Source organism: Mucilaginibacter mallensis (assembly GCF_900105165.1).
In the GTDB taxonomy this organism is placed as follows: Bacteria; Bacteroidota; Bacteroidia; order Sphingobacteriales; family Sphingobacteriaceae; genus Mucilaginibacter; species Mucilaginibacter mallensis.
In genome coordinates, this window is record NZ_LT629740.1 from 5,211,044 (window position 1) to 5,232,444 (window position 21,401).

19 protein-coding genes are annotated in these 21,401 nt (G+C 42.6%); 14 read left to right on the forward strand and 5 right to left on the reverse strand.

Features of this window, described 5'->3' with window-relative positions; translation table 11 throughout:
* The first annotated feature begins 394 nt into the window (after positions 1 to 394).
* From BLU33_RS21290 to BLU33_RS21335, 10 genes are all read left to right on the forward strand, one after another.
* On the forward strand, positions 395 to 1,237 hold the full coding sequence (locus tag BLU33_RS21290) for a dienelactone hydrolase family protein (RefSeq protein WP_091380874.1): 843 nt from the start codon (positions 395 to 397) through the stop codon (positions 1,235 to 1,237).
* A 119-nt stretch (positions 1,238 to 1,356) separates the two neighbouring features.
* On the forward strand, positions 1,357 to 2,331 hold the full coding sequence (locus BLU33_RS21295) for a lysylphosphatidylglycerol synthase domain-containing protein (RefSeq protein ID WP_091380878.1): 975 nt from the start codon (positions 1,357 to 1,359) through the stop codon (positions 2,329 to 2,331).
* The gene (locus BLU33_RS21300) at positions 2,315 to 3,445 is read left to right on the forward strand and encodes a glycosyltransferase family 2 protein (protein ID WP_091378008.1); all 1,131 of its coding nucleotides are present in this window, start codon (positions 2,315 to 2,317) and stop codon (positions 3,443 to 3,445) included. The genes BLU33_RS21295 and BLU33_RS21300 overlap by 17 nt, the downstream gene beginning before the upstream one ends.
* 236 nt (positions 3,446 to 3,681) lie before the next feature.
* Positions 3,682 to 4,632 carry a pentapeptide repeat-containing protein gene (locus BLU33_RS21305; RefSeq protein WP_091378012.1) on the forward strand — a complete coding sequence of 317 codons (951 nt, stop codon included), beginning with the start codon at positions 3,682 to 3,684 and terminating at the stop codon, positions 4,630 to 4,632.
* Between the two features lie 12 nt (positions 4,633 to 4,644).
* Positions 4,645 to 4,797 (forward strand): nucleoside triphosphate hydrolase, encoded by a 153-nt coding sequence (locus tag BLU33_RS21310; RefSeq protein ID WP_091378016.1) that lies wholly within the window; start codon positions 4,645 to 4,647, stop codon positions 4,795 to 4,797.
* Positions 4,798 to 5,097: 300 nt separating this feature from the next.
* Positions 5,098 to 6,336 (forward strand): PP2C family protein-serine/threonine phosphatase, encoded by a 1,239-nt coding sequence (locus BLU33_RS21315; RefSeq protein ID WP_091378020.1) that lies wholly within the window; start codon positions 5,098 to 5,100, stop codon positions 6,334 to 6,336.
* A 139-nt stretch (positions 6,337 to 6,475) separates the two neighbouring features.
* Positions 6,476 to 7,072 carry a ribonuclease HII gene (locus tag BLU33_RS21320; RefSeq protein ID WP_091378023.1) on the forward strand — a complete coding sequence of 199 codons (597 nt, stop codon included), beginning with the start codon at positions 6,476 to 6,478 and terminating at the stop codon, positions 7,070 to 7,072.
* A 59-nt stretch (positions 7,073 to 7,131) separates the two neighbouring features.
* Positions 7,132 to 8,346 (forward strand): glycosyltransferase family 4 protein, encoded by a 1,215-nt coding sequence (locus BLU33_RS21325; protein ID WP_157682309.1) that lies wholly within the window; start codon positions 7,132 to 7,134, stop codon positions 8,344 to 8,346.
* 34 nt (positions 8,347 to 8,380) lie between these two features.
* A complete protein-coding gene (gcvT, locus tag BLU33_RS21330) occupies positions 8,381 to 9,460 on the forward strand; it encodes a glycine cleavage system aminomethyltransferase GcvT (RefSeq protein ID WP_091378031.1) in 1,080 nt (359 codons plus the stop codon).
* A 67-nt stretch (positions 9,461 to 9,527) separates the two neighbouring features.
* Complete coding sequence (locus tag BLU33_RS21335) at positions 9,528 to 10,241, forward strand: 2-phosphosulfolactate phosphatase (RefSeq protein WP_091378034.1); 714 nt, start codon at positions 9,528 to 9,530, stop codon at positions 10,239 to 10,241.
* A 135-nt stretch (positions 10,242 to 10,376) separates the two neighbouring features.
* Here BLU33_RS21335 and BLU33_RS21340 read toward each other — a convergent pair whose 3' ends face one another.
* Genes BLU33_RS21340 through dtd form a run of 3 tightly spaced genes read right to left on the reverse strand, consistent with a single transcriptional unit; the run spans position 10,377 to position 12,105 of the window.
* Positions 10,377 to 11,297, reverse strand: a complete 921-nt coding sequence (locus tag BLU33_RS21340; RefSeq protein ID WP_091378037.1) for a DUF4349 domain-containing protein — start codon at positions 11,295 to 11,297, stop codon at positions 10,377 to 10,379.
* A gap of 2 nt (positions 11,298 to 11,299) precedes the next feature.
* Positions 11,300 to 11,629 (reverse strand): nucleotide pyrophosphohydrolase, encoded by a 330-nt coding sequence (locus tag BLU33_RS21345; RefSeq protein WP_091378040.1) that lies wholly within the window; start codon positions 11,627 to 11,629, stop codon positions 11,300 to 11,302.
* A 17-nt stretch (positions 11,630 to 11,646) separates the two neighbouring features.
* Complete coding sequence (gene dtd / locus BLU33_RS21350) at positions 11,647 to 12,105, reverse strand: D-aminoacyl-tRNA deacylase (RefSeq protein ID WP_091378044.1); 459 nt, start codon at positions 12,103 to 12,105, stop codon at positions 11,647 to 11,649.
* A gap of 107 nt (positions 12,106 to 12,212) precedes the next feature.
* On the opposite strand from dtd, the gene BLU33_RS21355 reads away from it, so the two are divergent.
* On the forward strand, positions 12,213 to 13,445 hold the full coding sequence (locus tag BLU33_RS21355) for a cystathionine gamma-synthase family protein (RefSeq protein WP_091378046.1): 1,233 nt from the start codon (positions 12,213 to 12,215) through the stop codon (positions 13,443 to 13,445).
* A 14-nt stretch (positions 13,446 to 13,459) separates the two neighbouring features.
* On the opposite strand, the gene BLU33_RS21360 is transcribed toward BLU33_RS21355, so the two are convergent.
* Positions 13,460 to 14,911, reverse strand: a complete 1,452-nt coding sequence (locus BLU33_RS21360; protein ID WP_172829280.1) for a WG repeat-containing protein — start codon at positions 14,909 to 14,911, stop codon at positions 13,460 to 13,462.
* A gap of 38 nt (positions 14,912 to 14,949) precedes the next feature.
* Positions 14,950 to 15,870, reverse strand: coding sequence for a ribosome small subunit-dependent GTPase A (gene rsgA, locus BLU33_RS21365; RefSeq protein ID WP_091378052.1), 921 nt, complete (start codon positions 15,868 to 15,870; stop codon positions 14,950 to 14,952).
* A 596-nt stretch (positions 15,871 to 16,466) separates the two neighbouring features.
* Here rsgA and thrA point away from each other — a divergent pair.
* The 3 genes from thrA to thrC all read left to right on the forward strand — a co-directional run bounded on the left by thrA (position 16,467) and on the right by thrC (position 21,378).
* Positions 16,467 to 18,914, forward strand: a complete 2,448-nt coding sequence (gene thrA / locus BLU33_RS21370; RefSeq protein ID WP_091378054.1) for a bifunctional aspartate kinase/homoserine dehydrogenase I — start codon at positions 16,467 to 16,469, stop codon at positions 18,912 to 18,914.
* Positions 18,915 to 18,959: 45 nt separating this feature from the next.
* A complete protein-coding gene (locus BLU33_RS21375; protein WP_091378057.1) occupies positions 18,960 to 19,958 on the forward strand; it encodes a homoserine kinase in 999 nt (332 codons plus the stop codon).
* A 109-nt stretch (positions 19,959 to 20,067) separates the two neighbouring features.
* Positions 20,068 to 21,378 (forward strand): threonine synthase, encoded by a 1,311-nt coding sequence (gene thrC, locus BLU33_RS21380; RefSeq protein ID WP_091378060.1) that lies wholly within the window; start codon positions 20,068 to 20,070, stop codon positions 21,376 to 21,378.
* Positions 21,379 to 21,401: the final 23 nt, after the last annotated feature.

Consider the following 21,401-nt stretch of genomic DNA (forward strand, 5'->3'; position numbering starts at 1 on the left):
TTGAAGTTCCGCGTTAGGGATTGAAACGGATACCAGCCACGTGACTAAGGCCTTGTGCAGTATGAGTGGAAAGCCCGGGCCGCAGGCAACGCCCAAATTGTCAGAACCCGAATTTATAGAATTAAAGAATTTTTGAAATTTTGTTCATTTGAAAAATTCATAAAATTCCGGTTCAGACAATTGGCTGATAAATAAAGGCAGCATAAACGCGCTCCGCCGACTCACCCCGACTACGCTTCGCTGGTCGACCCTCTCTGCCGCAAGCGGCAAAGAGGGTAAATACAATATTTATAAGGCAACTTAGCTCCATTATCATCCGTCTTCCCAATAGTTATCAAACAAAAATTAACTTAATATTGTATCTATTCTAACCACACCATCAATGAAATCGATCATGAAAAAACTATTCCTTTTCGCTTTACTAGTTTTATGCGGAGGCTTTGCTTTTAGTCAGAGCAAAATGGCTTGCTGCAAACAGTCGGCTACGGAGCAATTTGCAATGCTGGCATCCAATAAAAAGTTTGTGATGTCGCACCCAAAACCGTTGCCCATACATTTCCAGAGCAGCATTGGCAAAGCCATTACTTATACTACGCCCGATGGCAAAACAGCCGATGCTTATGAGCTAAAGGCAAAAACACCTACTAATAATTACCTGCTGGTAGTTCATGAGTACTTTGGCCTTAATGATTATGTAAAGCGCGAATCGGAGCGGATATATAATGCGCTGGGCAATGTAAATATTATAGACCTTGACCTATACGATGGTAAATCAACAGACGACCGTGCCGAAGCGGGTAAACTGATGCAGGCTGTTAAAGAGGATCGCGCTATTGCTATTATAAAAGGCGCCATAGCTTATGCAGGTCCTAAAGCGCATATTGCTACTTTGGGCTGGTGCTTTGGCGGTGGCTGGAGCTTGCAAACTGCCTTACTTGCAGGCGACCAAACTGTGGCATGTGTTATGTATTATGGTATGCCCGAACAGGATATAAACCGTTTAAAAACTTTGCATAGCGATGTATTAGGCAATTTCGGCAATAAGGACCAGTGGATAAACCCAAAAGTAGTCGCCAAATTTGCTGATGACATGAAAGCAGCCGGCAAAAATCTATACCTGCACCAGTATGATGCCGACCATGCGTTCGCTAATCCAAGCGGCCCAAATTCAAATCCCACAGCTACCGCTGATGCCAATAAAAACACTTTAGCTTATTTAAAGGCAAGGCTGAAATAGGCTTTATAGTTGATAGTTCATGATTCATAGCCGGATGAAATTTGTTTTGACGGTTTGCTATGAACTATCAACCATGAACTATCAACTTTTTCGTAACATTGCACAAAAAAACCTGCCGTTTGACTGCATCTGCAAAAAAACTCTTTTCTTTTCTGCTTAAAGCCTCCATAGTGGTTTTGGCTTTTGTTTTTATATATCACCAATATTTAGAAAAGGGCGACAAGCTAAAGCAATTTGAAACACTCATAACAGCAATAGATCATACCAAGGTTGCTATCGTAATGTCGGTAGTTGTGGTACTGATGCTGGTGAATTGGTCGTTGGAGTCGTTTAAATGGCAATATTTAACGCGAAAGTTGGTAAACATTTCAGCCTGGGAATCCATCGAAGCGGTTTTTTGCGGTTTAACGTGGGCCGTTTTTACCCCCAATCGTATAGGCGAATATGCGGGTCGTGTACTGTTTTTACCGAACCGTAAACGCATACATGGCGTATTTGCCATGGCAGTGGGCGCATTCGCACAAAATACGGTTACCAATGTGGTGGGTTTGGGCGCTTTACTGTGGTTTTTGTACACTTTTATACACCTTAATATTTGGTTATATATAGGTATTGTAATAGTTTCTGTAGTTTTTTCCCTATTCCTGTGTATCTTTTATTTTCATATTAAGTGGCTGGTCAATATTCTGGATCACATCCCGTATATTAAAAAATATCACCGTTTTTTTGACATTATGCAGCGTTACAAAAAGCAGGAACTCATTAATATTATGTTCTTTTGCCTTACGCGGTATACGGTTTTTTCATTTCAGTATTACCTTATTATTCACCTGCTTATACCTGTGATCCCAATATTTGAGGTACTGCCATTGATATTTGTTTTCTTTTTTATCCAGTCGGCCTTGCCCTCGCTGGATCTGCTGGATATTGGCGTGCGCGGTACTGCCGCTACCCTGCTTTTTGTGCATGTAACCAATCAATCTGTAGCTGTAATTGTTACCGTATCGCTAATATGGTTCATAAACTTAATTATTCCTGCTATTTTAGGCTCCGTATTTGTTTTTAATCTTAAATTCTTTGATCGTAATTCATAGTACTATTTCTTTATTACTTACAGGCTTATACCTGCTGGTACTTATCTACCTTATTCGTGGCTGGTCTAACTTAAAACGACCACAGTTAAAGCCTATCAACTTTAAAACCAAGGTTACCATACTTATAGCTGCGCGTGATGAGGAAGAAAAAATAGCGCTTACCATTAATGATATCTTAGCGCAGGACTACCCAAAAGAGCTGACTGAAATCATCATTGTTGATGATCACTCCACCGATCGCACTGCCGAGATCATTCTGAGCTATGCAGATCAGGGGGTTAAGTTATTGCAATTGAAAGAGGATAAACCGCTCAACTCCTATAAAAAGAAAGCCATTGCCACCGCCATTGGCCTATCAACCGGCGACCTGATGGTGGCCACCGATGCTGATTGCCGTATGGGCTCAAAATGGTTATCATCGGTAGTAAATTATTACGAGACAAAGCAGCCGGTCATGATTTCATCTCCGGTAACTTATTTTGAGGAAAAGAGCTTATTTGAGCGCCTGCAAACACTGGAGTTTGGTTACCTAGTGGCTATGGGCGCTTCGTTTATAGGCAATAACCGAGCATCAACCTGTAACGGGGCCAATTTTGCTTACCGCAAGGATGTATTTTACGAAGTCGGCGGTTTTAAAGGTATCGATGACCTGGCATCGGGCGATGATGAACTTTTACTGCAAAAAGTGGCAGAGCGTTACCCAGGTAAAATTGGCTTCTTAAAACTTAGTGATGCCATAGTTTACACACACGCCAAGCATACCTTAGGCGAATTTTTAAATCAGCGCCGCCGCTGGGCCTCTAAATCAACAAAATATAAAGATAAAAAGGTAGTGGCGCTGGCAGTGGGCATCTGGCTGTTCAATGTATCGTTATTGGTGAATGCCGGCCTGAGCTTTTACAACATTTGCTTTTTTAAGCTGTTCCTTACCCAATTCTTGTTAAAATTTATTTTTGAAGCGATATTCCTGTTGCCTGTATTCACTTTCTTTAAACGCCTGCAACTGGTTTGGCTGCTTATTTTGCTGTCGCCGATACATATCATTTATTTTGTGTATGTAGGATTGATAGGCAACACCCGCAAGTACGTTTGGAAGGGGCGGACGGTTAGGTAAGAACAGTTAACAGATCGATCACGAAACATTCTGAAAGATTTTCATTCCCTCCCGTGGGAGTGGAGCGGCTCTCGCGCATTTCAGGTTTATCTCAATCCCTACATATACCACTGCTATTTTGTTAATAACAACTATAAGTAGCGTAAATACAACCATAAGTATTTGTATTTTTTTGATTCTGGAAATGAAGCCGGATACCTTTGCATTGTCGAAAGATTATTAAAAAGACAGTACCTATGTTAAACACTAAAATGATCGGCAATAGAATTGCCGAAGCACGAAAGAAAAAAAATATTTCCCAAGCGCAACTTGCTCAATTTCTATTTATAAGCCCCCAAGCCGTTGGAAAATGGGAACGGGGAGAATCAAGTCCTGATATCATTACTTTTAACCGGCTTTCGGAAATTCTGGATGTTGACCTGAACTATTTTTCAGAAAATTTCCAATCAGCGGGCGATGAAACGCCTTCAAATATGCCCATTGACAGTACCAGCGACAATGAGCAAGCGACACATGAGCTTGCTAACCTCTCCGGCACACAGGAGCGCCAGGTGCGGATAAACCTCACTGCAGTTAATCTGCAAGAGAGTGACTTCGCGGGCGTTATTTTACACAAAGGAAAATTCAAGACGAGCCCGTTGTGGCGTGCCGACTTTGCTGGCGCCGACTTGACCGGTAGCTCCTTTGAGGCGAGCGATGCCCGTGAAGCTAATTTTGATGGTGTAAATCTAACAGACTGCACCTTTTCCGCCACCAACCTTGCGGATGCGAGCTTCCGCAAATCCGTACTTGTACGTACCGACTTCAATAAGTCGTCGCTGGTCGGAACAAAATTTACAGATGTAAAACTGACCGGCGTGAAGTTGACCATGCTCGACCTTAGAAAAACAATCTTTGAGAACTGTATTTTTAACGGCGTGGATTTCAAATATTCCGACCTGCGAGGAATGCATTTTGACGGGCATACCTTCATTGGTGTACAATTTGAAAAGTCTGCACTGAATGATGTTTCGTTTACGGGAGCGACGCTCAGGAACGTATCGTTCCGCCTACCCTTTTCCGTGACAAATAAATCTTACCGTGCCTTCAAAACCGTCTGTTTTGACGGCGCGATGATGGATAAGCTGACCTATGCTGCGCTTAAAGGCCTATGGGTTGTCGATTTGTCAAAGGTTACAGTTATATAAAGAGGAAAGCATATGCAAAACGACTCGATCCAGGTGAAAGGACTGCAAAAGTCCTACAGGCAGCTTAATGCCCTGAAGGGCGTAGATTTCGAGGGCGAAAAGCGCAGTATTTTCGCCCTGCCTGGCTCCAACGCTGCGGACAAGACAGCGACTATGTTGCCTTAAAGCCAGGCAGCTTACAACCATCGATTAGCCCGCCCATCATTCCCCCGGTTGATCTGTAAAGTAGCAGTGAGGGCTTTATAAACTAAAATTCATTGCTTCCTTAAAACAATCTACACAACCTATTGCTTTTACTCCTATAAAGAATAAATATTTGATATGTTATAATATATTATCATGATATTTATACTAACCAATCCTATATTATTACAACCACAGGTTTAAATACACTTTTTTATAAAAATCAAAAAGGACTGTTTTTAGAAATAATTTGTTTTATTTTAGGGAACCCTATTAAAAGAAATGCAATTGGATAACGATCGCTCAGGCGAGGCTGAACTCATACGGTTGCTGCTTAAACGGCAGTCTGAATTAAACTCCTTATTGGAAGTGACCCGGGCAATCAATAAAAATACCGCCACCCCGGTATTGATCCAAATGCTTGAAGTTATTTTACAAAACTACCTGCAGATCGGCAGGTTCCGGTTCCTGATACAACAAGACGACAGTTTTGCATGCATCTCAAAATATGGTGGTGTAATTGAACCGGTAAGCGCCTTACACCGGGCCTGTATTAGTTTCAAAAAAATAAAGGTCCCTACGCCGGTATCCAGTCATAGCAATAGCGTGCTTAAGCAATACGATTACTTTATTCCCATATATCATAAAAGCAAAGCCATAGCATTCGCGCTAATCGGCAACTTCAATACCTCGGCCGAAATGGTCAGTAACGATCTCACCTTTATCCAAACGCTCATAAATGTAATACTGGTAGCATTAGAGAATAAAAAACTCTTTAAAGAGCGCCTGCAATCAGAACGTTTTCAGCGCGAGATGGAGCTTGCTGTTGAAGTGCAGAACATGCTGGTGCCCGTGCGCATACACAAGGACAAAGGTGTTGAGATTGATGCCCGATACCTGCCCCACCAAAACATTGGCGGCGATTATTTCGACTTTATCCGCCTTAATGAGCATGAGTTTTTGTGGTGCATTGCCGATGTGTCAGGCAAAGGGATCTCGGCGGCATTGCTGATGGCCAATTTCCAGGCCAGCCTGCATGCCTGGGCCACGGTGGAAAATGACTTGATAAACATTGTTGAGCGATTGAACAAAATAGTGCTTAATAACACCAAGGGTGAAAGGTTTATCACCCTCTTTATAGCCAAATATGATGAAAAAACCCGCCTGCTTAATTATATAAACGCGGGCCATAACCCCTCTATATTATACTCAAAAGGCGAGGCCGTGCAACTTAAGCTGGGCACTACCATGCTGGGCGTTTTTGAGGAATTGCCTTTTATAAATCAGGGCGAAATAGATATCGACCCCGAAAGTCTGCTCTTTAATTACACCGACGGCCTTATGGACTACGAATACCAGGGCGTTAAAAGCTGGAACGAAGACAAACTGTTAAAATTCCTGCTGCAACATGGCGAGCAATCGCCAGATCATTTTAACCAAAACCTGCTTGATCATATAAAGGTGGTTACCAAGGGTAAGGCTATTGATGATATCACTTTGCTTACGTTACGGATATTTTGAGAAGTCGTTAGTCCTGAGCCCGAAGTCGAGAGTCAAAAACAGCGATCTTAGTATTGACTTAAGACTCAATACTAAGGGCTTAAGACTTATCTTTTCAACACCTCAAAAATTCCATCCTAAAAAATCAGATATTTGAAAAATGTTATTAGCCAGGTACCAGCATGAGTTTATTGAAGCAGGCTGTGATGAAGCAGGTCGCGGTTGCCTTGCCGGGCCTGTATTTGCCGCTGCCGTAATATTACCTGATGATTTTGACCACCATTTGCTGAATGATTCCAAACAGCTTACCGAAGCAGTAAGATATAAACTTAGGGCCGAGATAGAACAAAAAGCCATAGCGTATGCCGTTGCATCGGTTGATAATCATGAGATCGATGAGATCAACATTCTCAACGCCTCTTTCCTGGCTATGCACCGGGCTATTGCCAAACTGCATTTAAAGCCACAATTTTTGATTATTGATGGTAACCGCTTTAACAAATACGCTGATACCCCACATCACTGCATAGTGGAGGGCGACGCTAAATATTTCAGCATTGCGGCAGCATCCATCCTGGCTAAAACTTACCGCGATGATTATATGAAAAAAATCGCTGCCGAACATCCGGAATACGACTGGCACAGCAACAAGGGCTATCCAACCATAAAACACCGCGAAATGGTTTTAAAAATAGGTTATACGCCCTATCATCGCCGCACTTTCCGTGTAAGCGACCCTCAGCTAAGTATTTTTTAAACAGATGCTTTGATATAGTGCTTGCGGATGGTATTTTTGTTACAAACCAAATTAACCAATTGAAAATTCTTATACTGGCTTCCCGTGTCCCATTTCCGCAAAATGGCGGATATCAGATTGTGGTATATAATACCATTAAAGGTCTGGTCGACTTAGGTCATGAGGTATCTGTAGTAGCGCTTAAAACAAAAAAGCATTATGAAACCAGCGAGCCGGATGACGAGCTGATCAGCAAAATAAACTACCGGGCTTATAATATCGATATCAATGTTTCGGTATTTGAAGTTGCCATGAACCTATTCAGCAAAACCTCCTTCAATATTAATAAGTATTATGATCCGGGCTTTGAACGGCTACTAGCGGTTGAGGTTAGGAACAATGCCTATGATATTATCCAGTTTGATGGGCTGATGATGTCGTTATACCTTGCAGCAGTGCGTAAAAACTCCGGGGCCAAACTGGTTTACCGGGCACACAATATCGAAAACCAGGTATGGCAACGATTGGCCGAGCAAAAGAATGATCCCTTTAAAAAATCATATTTGAAGATGCACGCCCGGCGCATAAAAAATTATGAACTGGAGCAGCTCAATAAATTTGATGCCATAACCGTATTTACCGAGCAGGATAAAACCACCCTGACGGGGTACGGCACCAAAATACCCATTGATATTTTGCCGGTAGGTTTAAATATGGACAAATATCGTCCCGACTATAACAAAACCGAGGTGCCGAGTTTGTTCTTTCTCGGATCATTGGATTGGCTGCCTAATCGCGAGGGGATTGAATGGTTCCTGGATAATTTTTTAAAGGAATTTGTTGAGGGCGAATTGCCCGTAAGGTTTTATGTAGCCGGCAATGATATACCTGAACGTTTTGATGATTACGAGGTAATGGGCAAGGTATTTATACAAGGCGAGGTTGATGACGCGCTGGAATTTGTGAACAGCAAATCCATTATGATAGTGCCGCTTTTATCGAGTGGTGGCATGCGCGTAAAAATTGTGGAAGGCATGGCTATGGAAAAATGCATCATCTCCACATCGCTGGGCGCCGAGGGCATTAATTATACCGATGGTGCTAATATATTGATAGCCAATGATAGCGACGAATTCTTCGAGGCTATGAAGCGATGCATATCCGATGAGGAATATTGCCGCGGAATAGGTTTAAATGCCCGCAAGCTGATAGAGCAGCAGCATGATGTTGGTGTAGTTACCGGCAGGCTGGTTAGTTTATATCAAAGATTACTCCCTGCCCTTATGTTGGGCTAATTTTATTACTTTTGCCGCTTCAATAACTGATTTTATGAAAAATACCGCTTTAACCGATATACACATTAAAGCAGGCGCCAAAATTGTGCCCTTCGCTGGTTATAACATGCCTGTGCAATATGCCGGGATCAACGCTGAACATGATACCGTACGCAAGTCGGTGGGTGTGTTTGATGTAAGCCACATGGGCGAGTTTATTTTAAAAGGCGAGCATGCTATCGACCTGATACAAAAAGTGAGCAGCAACGATGCTACTAAATTATATGACGGTAAAGTACAATACTCATGCCTGCCAAACGAAGATGGTGGTATTGTTGACGATCTGCTGGTTTATCGCATTGACGAAAAAACCTACATGCTGGTAGTTAATGCTTCCAATATCGATAAGGATTGGGCATGGATATCAAAATACAATACCTGGGGTGTGGATATGAAAAACATATCAGATCGTACTTCGCTGTTAGCTATTCAAGGCCCAAAAGCTGCTGAAGCTTTGCAAAGCCTTACAGATATCGACCTGCCATCAATGGAATATTACACCTTTAAAAAGGGAACATTTGCCGGCATTGATAATGTAGTGGTATCAGCAACCGGCTATACTGGCGCAGGTGGTTTCGAAGTGTATTTTGATAACGATCATGCTGAACATATCTGGAATGCGATTTTTGAAGCAGGTAAGCCATTCGGCATACAGCCAATTGGCTTGGGCGCCCGCGATACCTTACGCTTAGAGATGGGTTTCTGCCTTTATGGTAATGATATTGATGATACCACATCGCCGTTAGAAGCAGGTTTAGGTTGGGTAACCAAATTCACTAAGGATTTTGTTAATGCTGATGCTCTGCAAGCACAAAAAACACAAGGTGTAAGTCAAAAACTGGTAGGTTTTGAAATGATTGACCGCGGCATCCCACGCCATGATTATGCGATAGTTGATACCGAAGGTAATACCATTGGTAAAGTAACTTCGGGCACACAATCACCATCATTGCAAAAAGCAATTGGCATGGGCTATGTAAAAAATGAGTTCGCCAAAGAAGGCACCGAGATCTACATCAGCATAAGAGATAATAAAGTTAGGGCAAAGGTGGTTAAGCCGCCATTCTATAAATAGTCATTATGTCATTGGGGCATTAAGCCATTAATGCCCCAGTGTGAATGACCCAATGACTCAATGATCAATGACTGAATTAAACGTTTGCCTTAGCCCTTCGCTCATCCCGCTTTTTGAGGTTGAGGATTATATAGTAGTTATCATAGATATTTTCAGAGCCACATCATCCATTTGCTATGGTATTGATAATGGCGCTGAAGCTATTATCCCTGTATCCCAAGTGGAGGAATGTGTGGCCTACCAGGGAAAATACCCGCATTATTTACTGGCTGCAGAACGCGATGGCAAAGTGGTTACCGGGTTTGATTTTGGTAATTCGCCGTTCTCTTATACTGAGGAAAAGGTTGCCGGCAAAACAGTGGTGCTTACTACTACAAATGGTACGCACGCGCTGCATTTATCAAGAAATGCAAAAAAGGTGGTTATCGGTTCTTTTTTAAACCTTACCTCCATATGCAACTGGTTAAAAACACAGAATGACAACATCCTGCTCGTTTGCGCCGGCTGGAAAAATAACTTTAACCTGGAGGACACCCTATTTGCAGGAGCAGTGGTTGACCAGTTAAAAGGCGGTGGCTTTGTGCTGGATGATGCCGCCATCGCATCTAATGATCTGTACCAGATTGCTAAAAGTGATCTGGATACCTATCTTAAAAAAACATCCCACAGCGAGCGCCTTAAAAAACTAGGTATTGAAGCTGATATAGCATTCTGCTTGCAGGTTGATATTACAACGGCTATCCCGGTTTTAGAGGGTGAGAAATTAGTGAAGTTGGTGTAACCTGTAACAAAAACGGGGCATGTTGAGGCACTCGAAACATGCGGGTAAAGGCCTCTGCGCTCACACTTCGAGTGCCTCAGTGTGACACCCCGCCCGCTGAAAAGATTATTTTAGCCCCTCGTTTACTCCTGTGCGTTAACCTGCTTTTCTGCGTTTGCGCCATATTTTTATCAGCCAATAAAAAATCACAAGGACTAATAATAAGGGCCATAATGTAATTAAACCGAAAAACAGATTCTGCAATATTTCCCAACCGTCGGCAATAGCTTTTTTAAATTTGTATACCGCCCCATTACCCGTATCAACTTGCGCGCTTTCCTGGGTATAAAATGTGATATCAAGCGAACTATAAGCAACCTGTTTGCTTAAATAATTAAGCTGCCCTTGTGTCGATTCAATATCACTGCGTATTTCGGTTAGTTTATTTTGTATCTCTAACAGGTCTGATATTTTTGATGATTTATTTAGCAATTCCAGGTAACGTTTCTCAAGCAACTTTTTATTATTCAACCGTGTTTGTATGTCGATATACTTAGTGGTTTCGTCAGTAACACTTATATTTTTAGTGTCAATTTTATACGCAGTTGAAGAAACTGAATCCAGGAGAAAATCAAAACTTTTAGCCGGGATACGTACTTTTAATTCGTACTGTTTACGGTTTTCATCAGCATTAGTTGATTGATTATCCTCTTCTACATAACCTCCATATTTTTTAAGCGAAACCAATATCTTTTTACGCGTGGCTATTAAATTGTTAGTTTCAAACTCAATATCTCCATTTTTAACTAACTTTTTTGAGGTATCCTGTATACTATTATTTGTGCCTGCATTTTCATAACCCGCTGCTACTCTTGCATCATCGTTTCCAACAGCCCCGTCAACATTAACATCTGCATTTGGAGCAGCCTCCTGTGCTTTTGGCCCGGGATCAGCATTTACCAATATTTCCTTATCCTCCTTACCATCAGGTGGTGGCAACCTGGCCTGATCAGTAGTTTTGCTTTTACAGGCAACAAATAAGAGTAGCAATCCAGCAATAAAAATTAGCTTTTTCATATCTATGGTTTTAGTTTCTCATTGTTTCGATGCCTGTCAGCATCCCTGATGCTTTTCTTTTGCATGTTCTTTTCCAAAGCATCCGTCAGGTCTATCCCTGTTTGATTAGCCAGGCATATCAGCACAAAAAGCACATCCGCCATTTCATCAGCCAAATTCACTTCAGTATCCGATTTCTTGAACGATTGCTCGCCATATTGCCTTGCCATAATACGGGCAACCTCCCCAACTTCTTCCATTAAAATGGCTGTGTTAGTTAGTTCGTTAAAATAACGGATGCCTGTGGTGTTAATCCACTTATCTACAAGATGCTGTGCTTCTTTAATTTCCATAATAATTATGCACTAATTTAGTGATTCTCTTTGTCCTTAGTATCCATTATAATCGTAACCGGGCCGTCGTTCAGCAGCTCAATTTTCATATCGGCACCAAAAATACCGGTTGCTGTTTTTTTGCCGGTGATGGCGCTCAGCGTTTTTATCATTTGCTCATATAGCGGTATCGCCTTATCGGGCCGTGCCGCACGAATGAATGATGGCCGGTTCCCCTTTTTAGTTTGTGCAAATAAAGTGAATTGCGATATCAGCAGAATATTGCCATCAATATCAGCTAATGCTTTGTTCATCAAGCCGTTTTCATCTCCAAAAACACGTAGTCCGCATATTTTTTGAGCCAACCATTGCAGGTCTTCATCGGTATCAGCATCCTCAATCCCTAACAAAACCAAAAAACCTGCATCAATTTGCCCGGTAACTTCGCCATCTACGGTGCAGCTTGCCCGGGTAACGCGTTGTATTACTGCTCTCATGTATTAATTATACGTATAATGTAGAATTTGTGGGCAATGTATTAATTCTTGGCTAAAAACTGCTAAGTTCGCAGTTTCTAATTTCGTTCTACTTTAATAAGTATATAATGACTGCTAAAAGAGGCTTTACAACCACCCTATTACATTCCGATCGCCTGGGCAAACCCGAGCATGGCGCTATGCATAAACCCGTTCATACCTCGGTTGCTTATGGTTATGATGATGTGCAGGACCTGGTGGATGTATTCCAGAATAAAACAAAAGGCTACGCATATTCACGCCAGGGAAACCCTACCGTTACCGCTTTAGAGCAAAAGGTAACGCAAATGGAAAAGGGCTTATCTACTATCGCTTTTTCAACCGGTATGGCGGCTATATCAGCTACCATTATGGCGCTGATCAGGAAAACGGATCATATCGTAGCCAGCTCTTATTTGTTCGGCAACTCACGCAGCATTTTCCAAACCTTTATTGAACTAGGGCTCGATTTTACTTTTGTTGACCCAACCGATGTTAATAATGTTCGTGATGCTATAAAAGAAAACACCAAAATGGTGTTCCTGGAAACCATTGCTAACCCTGCTACGCAAATAGCCGACATGGCAAACATAGGCGACCTTTGCGAAGAAAAAGGATTGCTATATATAGTTGATAACACCATGACCTCGCCTTACCTTTTCAACCCGGTTGATGTTAAGGCTACGCATGTGATCAACTCATTAACCAAATACATTGGCGGTCATGGCAACGCACTGGGTGGCAGTGTTACCGATACCGGCTTGTTTGACTGGGAAAACTACCCCAACATTTACGATGTATTTAAAAAGGGTGATGTAAAAGCCTGGGGCATGACCCAAATCCGCAAGAAAGGCTTGCGCGACGCCGGAGGCACATTAGCCCCGGAGGCAGCTCACTCTATATCTGTAGGTTCTGAAACATTGGCCCTGCGTATGGAACGCGCCTGCAATAACGCCCAAAACTTAGCCGAATACCTGGATACGCATCCGCTGATAAAGAAAGTATATTATCCCGGCATACAAACCCACCCGCAACATGAATTAGCTACCGAACTGTTCAAAAAACACGGCAGCTTACTAAGCTTTGAGGTTGAAGAAAGCGTTGATTGCTTTGCCTTTTTAAACAAACTGCAACTGGTAGTAAAGTCAAGTAATCTGGGTGATACCCGCACACTGGCCATCCCCGTTGCGCAAACCATTTTCAATGAACTAGGCCCTGAAAAACGTGCCGAAATGGGTATCTCTGATTTTATGATCCGCCTATCAATTGGTATTGAAGATATTGAAGACCTACTGGCTGATTTTAAGCAAGCGTTGGAATAAGATAAGTAAATGATTTAATTAAAATATTCGTTTCCATAAAGATCAATCATACACTTTTTACCATTAAGCCAAGTTTGTATTAATCCATTATCGTGGGAGCTAAAGTCGTAATCGTATTTTATAGGTAACAAAATATTGCCATCATAGTCAATTAAGCCATATTTACCATCTTTTTTAACACATAACTTATTTAAGACTATTTCTCCCATCTCATCATAAATTGGCTTGACACTATAATCTAGCTTAATAGTCATAATTCCATATTTCCCATTTAACTTAACCTTGTAATAACCATTATGACCATTTATATATTCTATATCCTGGTAAACAGGCTTTATTACTTGTTTTCCCGTTTTGTTTATAAAGCCCATTAATTGATGATGGTCAATACTTATATAAACAATCGCTAAATCATTTTTAAAAAAACTTATCCCTGTATAAACAAGCGGAGTTAATACTTTTCCGTCAATATTTGATAATCCTAGTTTAGGATTAGGAAAATCCTCCGCATAAACGGCAACTAAACTTTTATCAATAAATGCAATCCGTTTATAAATTGGCTTTATAGGTTCGTTCCCCAAGCTATCAATAAGTCCATAAGTTACCCCACTGCCATCATTGATGGCAACAATCGTTTCTCCATTATTATTAAAGCTCTGGATATTACTATAAATTGGTTTAATAAGCTCTTTCCCACTTTTATTCATTAGGCCGTATTTATTATTTAAACAGGTAATAAGTAAAGAATTGATAACCCAAGAACTCGTTATCTTATCAAATTGTGGATTGAAAATCTCTTTCCCTTCCTCAGACAGAAGCCCCCACTTATCACCTATCCTAACTATTTCTGCATCAGCCGTTATGGTTTTTGTCCCCGCCATATTAACACCAAGCGATTTTATTTCATCATACTTAGGTGAAATAATTTGTTGCCCCTGTTTTGATATTACCCCCCATTTTCCATTTAACTTTACTATAATGAACTTAAAGTTTGACAGACGCACATCATCATAAATTGCCGGAACTATTATTTTATTGTTTTTGGTGTTTATAAGCCCTCTTTTATTATCATTCTGAATTATCTTAAGATCAATATTTGACGGATGAACATATGTAAATGGATTAAAATCATTTGGCCCGGAGCCTTCGTCAGCATAACCCATTATTTCTTTTCCAACACTTTTAATTGGCGGAGTAGGAATTGTATTTTGTGCTATATTTCCAAGATTGTCAATAGTAATCCATTGTCCATCTTTTAAAACTTTTGCATACCACAAAGAGTCCTTCATACTTTTCTTAAAGGCGCCAACTAAACTGTATCCTTTATTTTTTGTGTATGCTAAGAATTTAGCCCCTTTTACATAACCGGTATTGTCGGGTACAAATGGCTGAGCGATTACATAATTAGTTATACAAACAAATATAAGTACAGTGATTTTTATTAATCTCTTTGTAGATATGCTCATATTAAATAAGTTAATCATTGTTATTATGCATAATTTTCCTAAGCCCTCGTATCATTCCCATTATAAATGCTCAGATAGCTTTCATAACGGGATAGTTCAATCTCGCCATTTTCCACTGCTTCCAATACTGCGCAACCTGGTTCATTAATATGGCGGCAGTTATTAAAGCGGCAATCATGCATACGCTGGCGCATCTCGGGGAAGAAATGGCTCAGTTCCTGTTTTTCTATATCGATAACACCCAGTTCGCGGATGCCCGGGGTATCAATAATGAAGCCGCCTTGTGGCAGTTCAAAGGCCTCTGCAAAAGTGGTGGTGTGCATTCCTTTGTCGCTCCAGTCGGATACCTGGTGGGTACGTAGTTCCAGATCAGGTAATAAACGGTTAATTAAACTTGATTTACCAACACCTGAGTGCCCCGAGAACAGCGTTACTTTATCTTTTAACAAAGCCTGTACTTTTTCAATATTTGTCCCTTCCAATGCCGATACCTGGTAGCAAGGGTAACCGATTTTTTCATATACGGCTTTGTATTCGTCTAATATCTCTAAGCCTTCATCACTAAACAGGTCGAGCTTGTTAAAAACCAACCGTGCAGGGATGTCATAAGCTTCGGCGGTTACTAAAAACCTGTCGATAAAGCCCAACGATGTACGCGGCGAAGCTAAAGTTACCACCAGTAAAGCCTGGTCGAGGTTAGCGGCAATGATCTGCGCCTGTTTGCTCAGGTTGATAGATTTGCGAATGATGTAATTTTTACGCTGTTGCAGGTTGGTGATCACCCCGGTTTCCTGTTCGGGTTCCATCTCAAAATCAACCACATCGCCTACGGCTATTGGGTTTGTGGTAACAATGCCCTTGGTACGGAACTTTCCTTTTATACGGCAATCTATTATTTGCCCGCCATTGGTTTGTACCTGGTACCAGCTTCCGGTTGATTTGGTGATGAGTCCCTGCATTTGTGCGGTAAAGTTATGAATTTAGCAGAAAGTGTTGAGAGCTTATTTCCGTTGTCCGTCCGCCTCCCTGGCCCCATAGGTTGCCGACAGAAAGGACAGAATGGGTAGCTCGCGTTGAAGTTCGCGTTAGTGATAGCAGCGGATACCGGCCTTGCGCCTAATGCCCGTGCAGTATGAGCGGATAGCACGGGCCGGAGGCAACGCCCAAATTGTCAGAACCTGAATTTATTGAATTAAGGTCATTCGAAAAATTCATAAAATCCGGTTCAGACAATTAAACCCTTTACGCGCTCCGTTGACTCACCCCGACATCGTTTCACTTGTCGACCCTCTCTACGGCAAGCCGTAAAGAGGGTAAAGCTCTCTCCAACAAAAAATAAAACGCAATCTTCTTGCTATTTCAAAAATTAACTGCTTATTTTACGGCGTCTTACAAAAAGACCATAGAAATGATAACAAACGGCACCATTATTACAACAATTATTACCACCGGTATAAACCTCGGAGGAAGATAATCGTATGGTGTAAAAACATAAAAAAAACCAAATGAACGCCTTCCTCCGAAAAAGAGGAAGGCGTTTTTGTTTATAACATATATGAAAATTTTAAAATTTGGCGGTACTTCCGTAGGATCAGTAGCAAGCATCCAAACCTTATTAAACATTTTAAAGAACGAGGCTAAAGCCGAAAAGCCGGTTGTTGTACTATCTGCCATGAGCGGGGTAACCAATTTGCTGGTTTCGATGGCTGAAGGCGCCGTTATTGGCAACGAGTTTACCGCCCAATTAGCCGAACTGGAACGCCGTCACTTTGATGTGGTGAAAAGCCTGTTGGATATTCAGCACCAAAACCCTGCCTTTACCCGCCTTAAAATCCACTTTAATCATTTAGAGGATCTGTTACAGGGCATTTTAACCTTAAAGGAACTTACCCCAAAAACAAGAGATTTAGTATTAAGCTACGGCGAACGCTGCTCTACCTTAATGGTGAGCAAAATTGCCGCCCAATATTTCCCGGAGGCTATTTTTGTTGATGCTTCGGAACTGATAAAAACCGACAGCGCGTTTGGTCAGGCTAAGGTGAATATGGAGCTTACTGAACAACTGATCCGTGGTTTTCAAAAAGAGAACAGTGATAAAATGCTGTTTGTTACCGGTTTTATAGCTGGTAATGATGCGGGGCAGATCACTACTTTAGGTCGTGGTGGCAGCGATTATACTGCTGCAATATTTGGCTCGGCATTAAATTCGCAGGAGATTCAGATCTGGACTGATGTAAATGGTATGATGACCGCCGACCCCCGCCTGGTGAAAAAAGCATTCTCACTACCGGAGCTTACTTATACCGAGGCAATGGAACTATCCTACTTCGGTGCCAAGGTGATCTATCCGCCAACCATGATCCCGGCGTTCCTGAAAAAGATCCCTATCGTTATAAAAAATACTTTTGAGCCTGAGTTTGAGGGTACAGTTATCCGCCACGATTGCAAGGCATCAACTTTGCCAATCAAGGGTATCTCCACCATCAACAATATCAGCATCCTGAATTTAGAAGGCAGCGGTATGGTGGGTAAATCAGGCTTTAGCGGTCGTTTATTCTCTTTACTGGCGAGGGAGCAGATCAACATCATCCTCATCACCCAATCATCATCGGAGCATAGCATCACCTTCGCTGTACAACCTGATGATGCTGAAAGGGCAAAAACACTAATAGAGCAGGAATTTGAATTAGAATTACTGGCTAATAAATTAGAGAAACCTGCCATTGAGCGCAGTCTGGCTGTTTTAGCCGTAGTTGGCGAAAACATGAAACAAACCCCGGGAGTATCCGGCAAATTGTTCCATGCGTTGGGCCGTAATGGTGTAAACGTAAGGGCGATTGCTCAGGGTTCATCAGAGTATAATATTTCGGTTATCATATCAGCGCATGATTTGGCTAAAGCTTTAAATGCCGTACATGATGCCTTTTTTGTGGAGCTTACCAAAACGCTGCATGCCTTTTGTTTAGGTACCGGCAACATCGGTAAAACATTGTTTAAGCAATTAAACGCGCACAGCGATTTTTTACAGGAAAAGAACGGCATACAGGTTAAAATTGCCGGTATCAGCAATACCCGTAAAATGGTTTTTAATGCTGATGGCATATCATTGGATACCTGGGAAGATGATTTACAGGCATCAGATGAAAAAGCCGACCTGAAAGGATTTATCGAGCGCATGAAAAGCATGAACCTGCCGAACTGCGTATTCATCGACAATACCGCCAGTCCTAAGCCAATTGAGTTTTACGAAGAGGCATTTAAATCGAACATATCGGTAGTAACCTGTAATAAAATAGGCAACTCGGCTTCCTACAAACAATACACCACCTTCCGCGATACCGCGAGGCAGCATGGCGTTGATTTCTTTTACGAAACCAATGTTGGCGCAGGCCTGCCCATCATCCGTACTTTAAAGGATTTGATGAACAGCGGCGACAGGGTGCAGCGCATCGAAGCTATACTTTCGGGTACTATATCCTTCATCTTTAATAACTTTAAGGGCGATGCCAATTTCCACGATGTGGTGAAGATGGCGCAAGAAAAAGGCTATACCGAACCCGATCCGCGTGATGATTTACGTGGCACCGACTTCATGCGCAAAATGCTGATCCTTGCTCGTGATGCGGGTTACGCGTTAGAAGCATCGGATGTAGAAATAGAAAGTATGCTGCCCAAAGCTTGCCTGGATGCACAAAGTGTTGATGATTTCTACGCAGCGCTGAAAACTGAGGATGCTTTCTTCGCCAACCTGAAGAACTCAGCAGAGCAAGACGGCAAGGTTTTAAGGTACATCGGTAAGCTGGAAGATGGTAAGGTAGCTATCACCCTGCAAATGGTTGATGAAAACCATCCGTTCTTCACCTTATCCGGCAGTGATAATATCATTTCTTTCACCACCGATAGGTATAAAGAACGACCTTTGGTAGTAAAGGGCCCAGGTGCAGGCGCCGAGGTAACTGCCGCAGGTGTATTTGCTGATTTAATAAATGTGGGTGCTAATTAAGAGCCCCCTAACCCCCTAAAGGGGGAACAAAAGTTTGATAATTATATGGAAAATAACATAGAAGAAGTAAAAAAGCCCACCGTTTTAGCTCCCCCTTCAGGGGGCGGGGGGGGCTTGAGCTCGGTTGCAGTCTTTGCCCCTGCCACGGTGGCCAACGTTGTGTGCGGCTTTGATGTGCTTGGCTTTGCAGTTAACGAGCCCGGCGACGAGGTAATTATGCGCCTCACCAACAAGCCGGGTATCACCATCAGCAAAATTACCGGCGATGATGGTCGTTTACCGCTCGATCCTGCTAAGAATACCGTGAGCGTGAGCGTGCAGCATTACTTAAAGAGTGTCGACCGTTTGGATATTGGTTTGGATATCGAACTCCATAAAAAAATGCCTATCGGTAGCGGATTAGGTTCAAGTTCTGCCAGTACGGTTGCGGGGTTGTACGCCATCAAAACTTTATTGGGCGATGAGTCTGATCCGGCTAAATTATTGCCTTTTGCTATGAAGGGTGAGGAAATGGCTTGCGGTCATGGTCATGCTGATAACGTAGCGCCTGCTTTATTGGGTGGCTTTGTGCTCATCCGCAGTTATGAGCCTTTGGATGTGGTGCGTTTACCGCATCCCGCAGGCCTATATTGCGCTATCGTTTTCCCTGATGTGGATGTGCCCACCCGCGAAGCAAGGCAGATCATCCGCAACAAAATATTTATGAAGGATGCCGTTACGCAATGGGGCAACATTGCAGGCCTGGTAAGCGGTTTATTTATGCAGGATATCGACCTGATCGGTCGCAGCATGACCGATATTTTGGTTGAGCCGGTACGCTCCATGCTCATCCCCGACTTTTACAAAATGCGCGAAATAGCCATGGGTATGGGTGCGGTAAGCTTCGGTATCTCGGGCTCCGGTCCATCCGTATTCGCCTTTACCCGCGATGAGGAAACAGCAAAGCTCATCACCCAAAAATTACAGCAGCACTTAACCAGCATTAAAATAGGCTCGAATATTTATGTGTCGACTATTAATGATCAAGGGCCGAGGGTGATATAACCCCACCCAAACCCTCCCCAAAGGGGAGGACTTATAAAAACAACGATATTAAACTATACAAACCAAAAATCTCCCCCCTTTGGGGGAGATTTAGAGGGGGTAAATAACAATGGAATTATACAGTACTAACAACCCTAACACCAGGGTATCATTTAAAGAAGCGGTTTTTAACAGCATGCCGCAGGATAAAGGCTTATACATGCCGGTGGAGATCCCCCGTTTGGATGATAAATTTATTATGCACCTCGATCAGTATTCCCTGCCCGAGATCGCTTTTCATGTAGCTAATCATCTATTGGGCGATTCTATCCCTGCGGATGACCTGAAGGCTATTATTTATGATGCCATCAACTTTTATGCGCCCATCGTAAAGCTGGAAGATAAGGTTTATGTGCTGGAGCTTTTCCATGGCCCGTCGTTAGCGTTTAAGGATTTTGGCGCGCGCTTCATGAGCCGGGTGATGAGCTATTTTTTGGAAGAAGGCGAAAAACAACTGGATGTGTTGGTAGCAACTTCCGGCGATACCGGTGGCGCGGTGGCTCTGGGCTTCCTGGGTGTGCCGAATACCCGTGTTACTATACTATACCCCAAAGGCAAGGTTAGCGATATACAGGAGCTGCAATTAACCACCAACGGGCAAAACATCCGCGCCCTTGAGATCGACGGTACATTTGATGATTGCCAGGCTTTGGTGAAACAAGCATTTACAGATAAAGAACTGAATGAAAAATTCAGGCTGACTTCGGCAAACTCTATAAACATTGCACGACTCATCCCGCAAACGTTCTATTACTTTAACGCCTATGCGCAATTGCTGCGCGAGGGTAACGATAAAGCCGTATTCGCCGTGCCGAGCGGTAACTTTGGTAATATAGGTGCAGGTTTATTAGCCTGGAAAATGGGATTGCCGGTTGAGCAGTTCATTGCCGCTACTAACGTTAATGATACCGTGCCCGAATACCTGAAATCCGGCATTTATGAGCCTAAGCCATCGGTAGCCACGCTGTCAAACGCTATGGATGTAGGCAACCCGAGCAACTGGGTACGCATTGCCGATATGTTTAAGGGCGATATCGATCAATTAAAAACCCTCATCACCGGTTACAGCTTTGATGATGAAGCTACATTAGCCGCTATAAAGGAAGTTGATGCCGAGGATAACTATGTGGTTTGTCCGCATACCGCCATAGCCTGGCAGGCCCTTAAAGACTGGCAACAACAGCACCCCGACAGCGAAGCAACCGGTATATTCCTCTCCACTGCCCACCCATGCAAGTTCCCCGATGTTTTCCCGGATAACATTGCCGAAAAGATTGTTGTACCCGAGCAGGTTAAAGATCTGGAAGAAAAAACCAAGCATTCCGTGATATTGGGTAAGGAGTTTGGGGAGTTTAAGGATTATTTGTTGAAGCATAATTAACACACCGAACCCGTTAAGGGCGC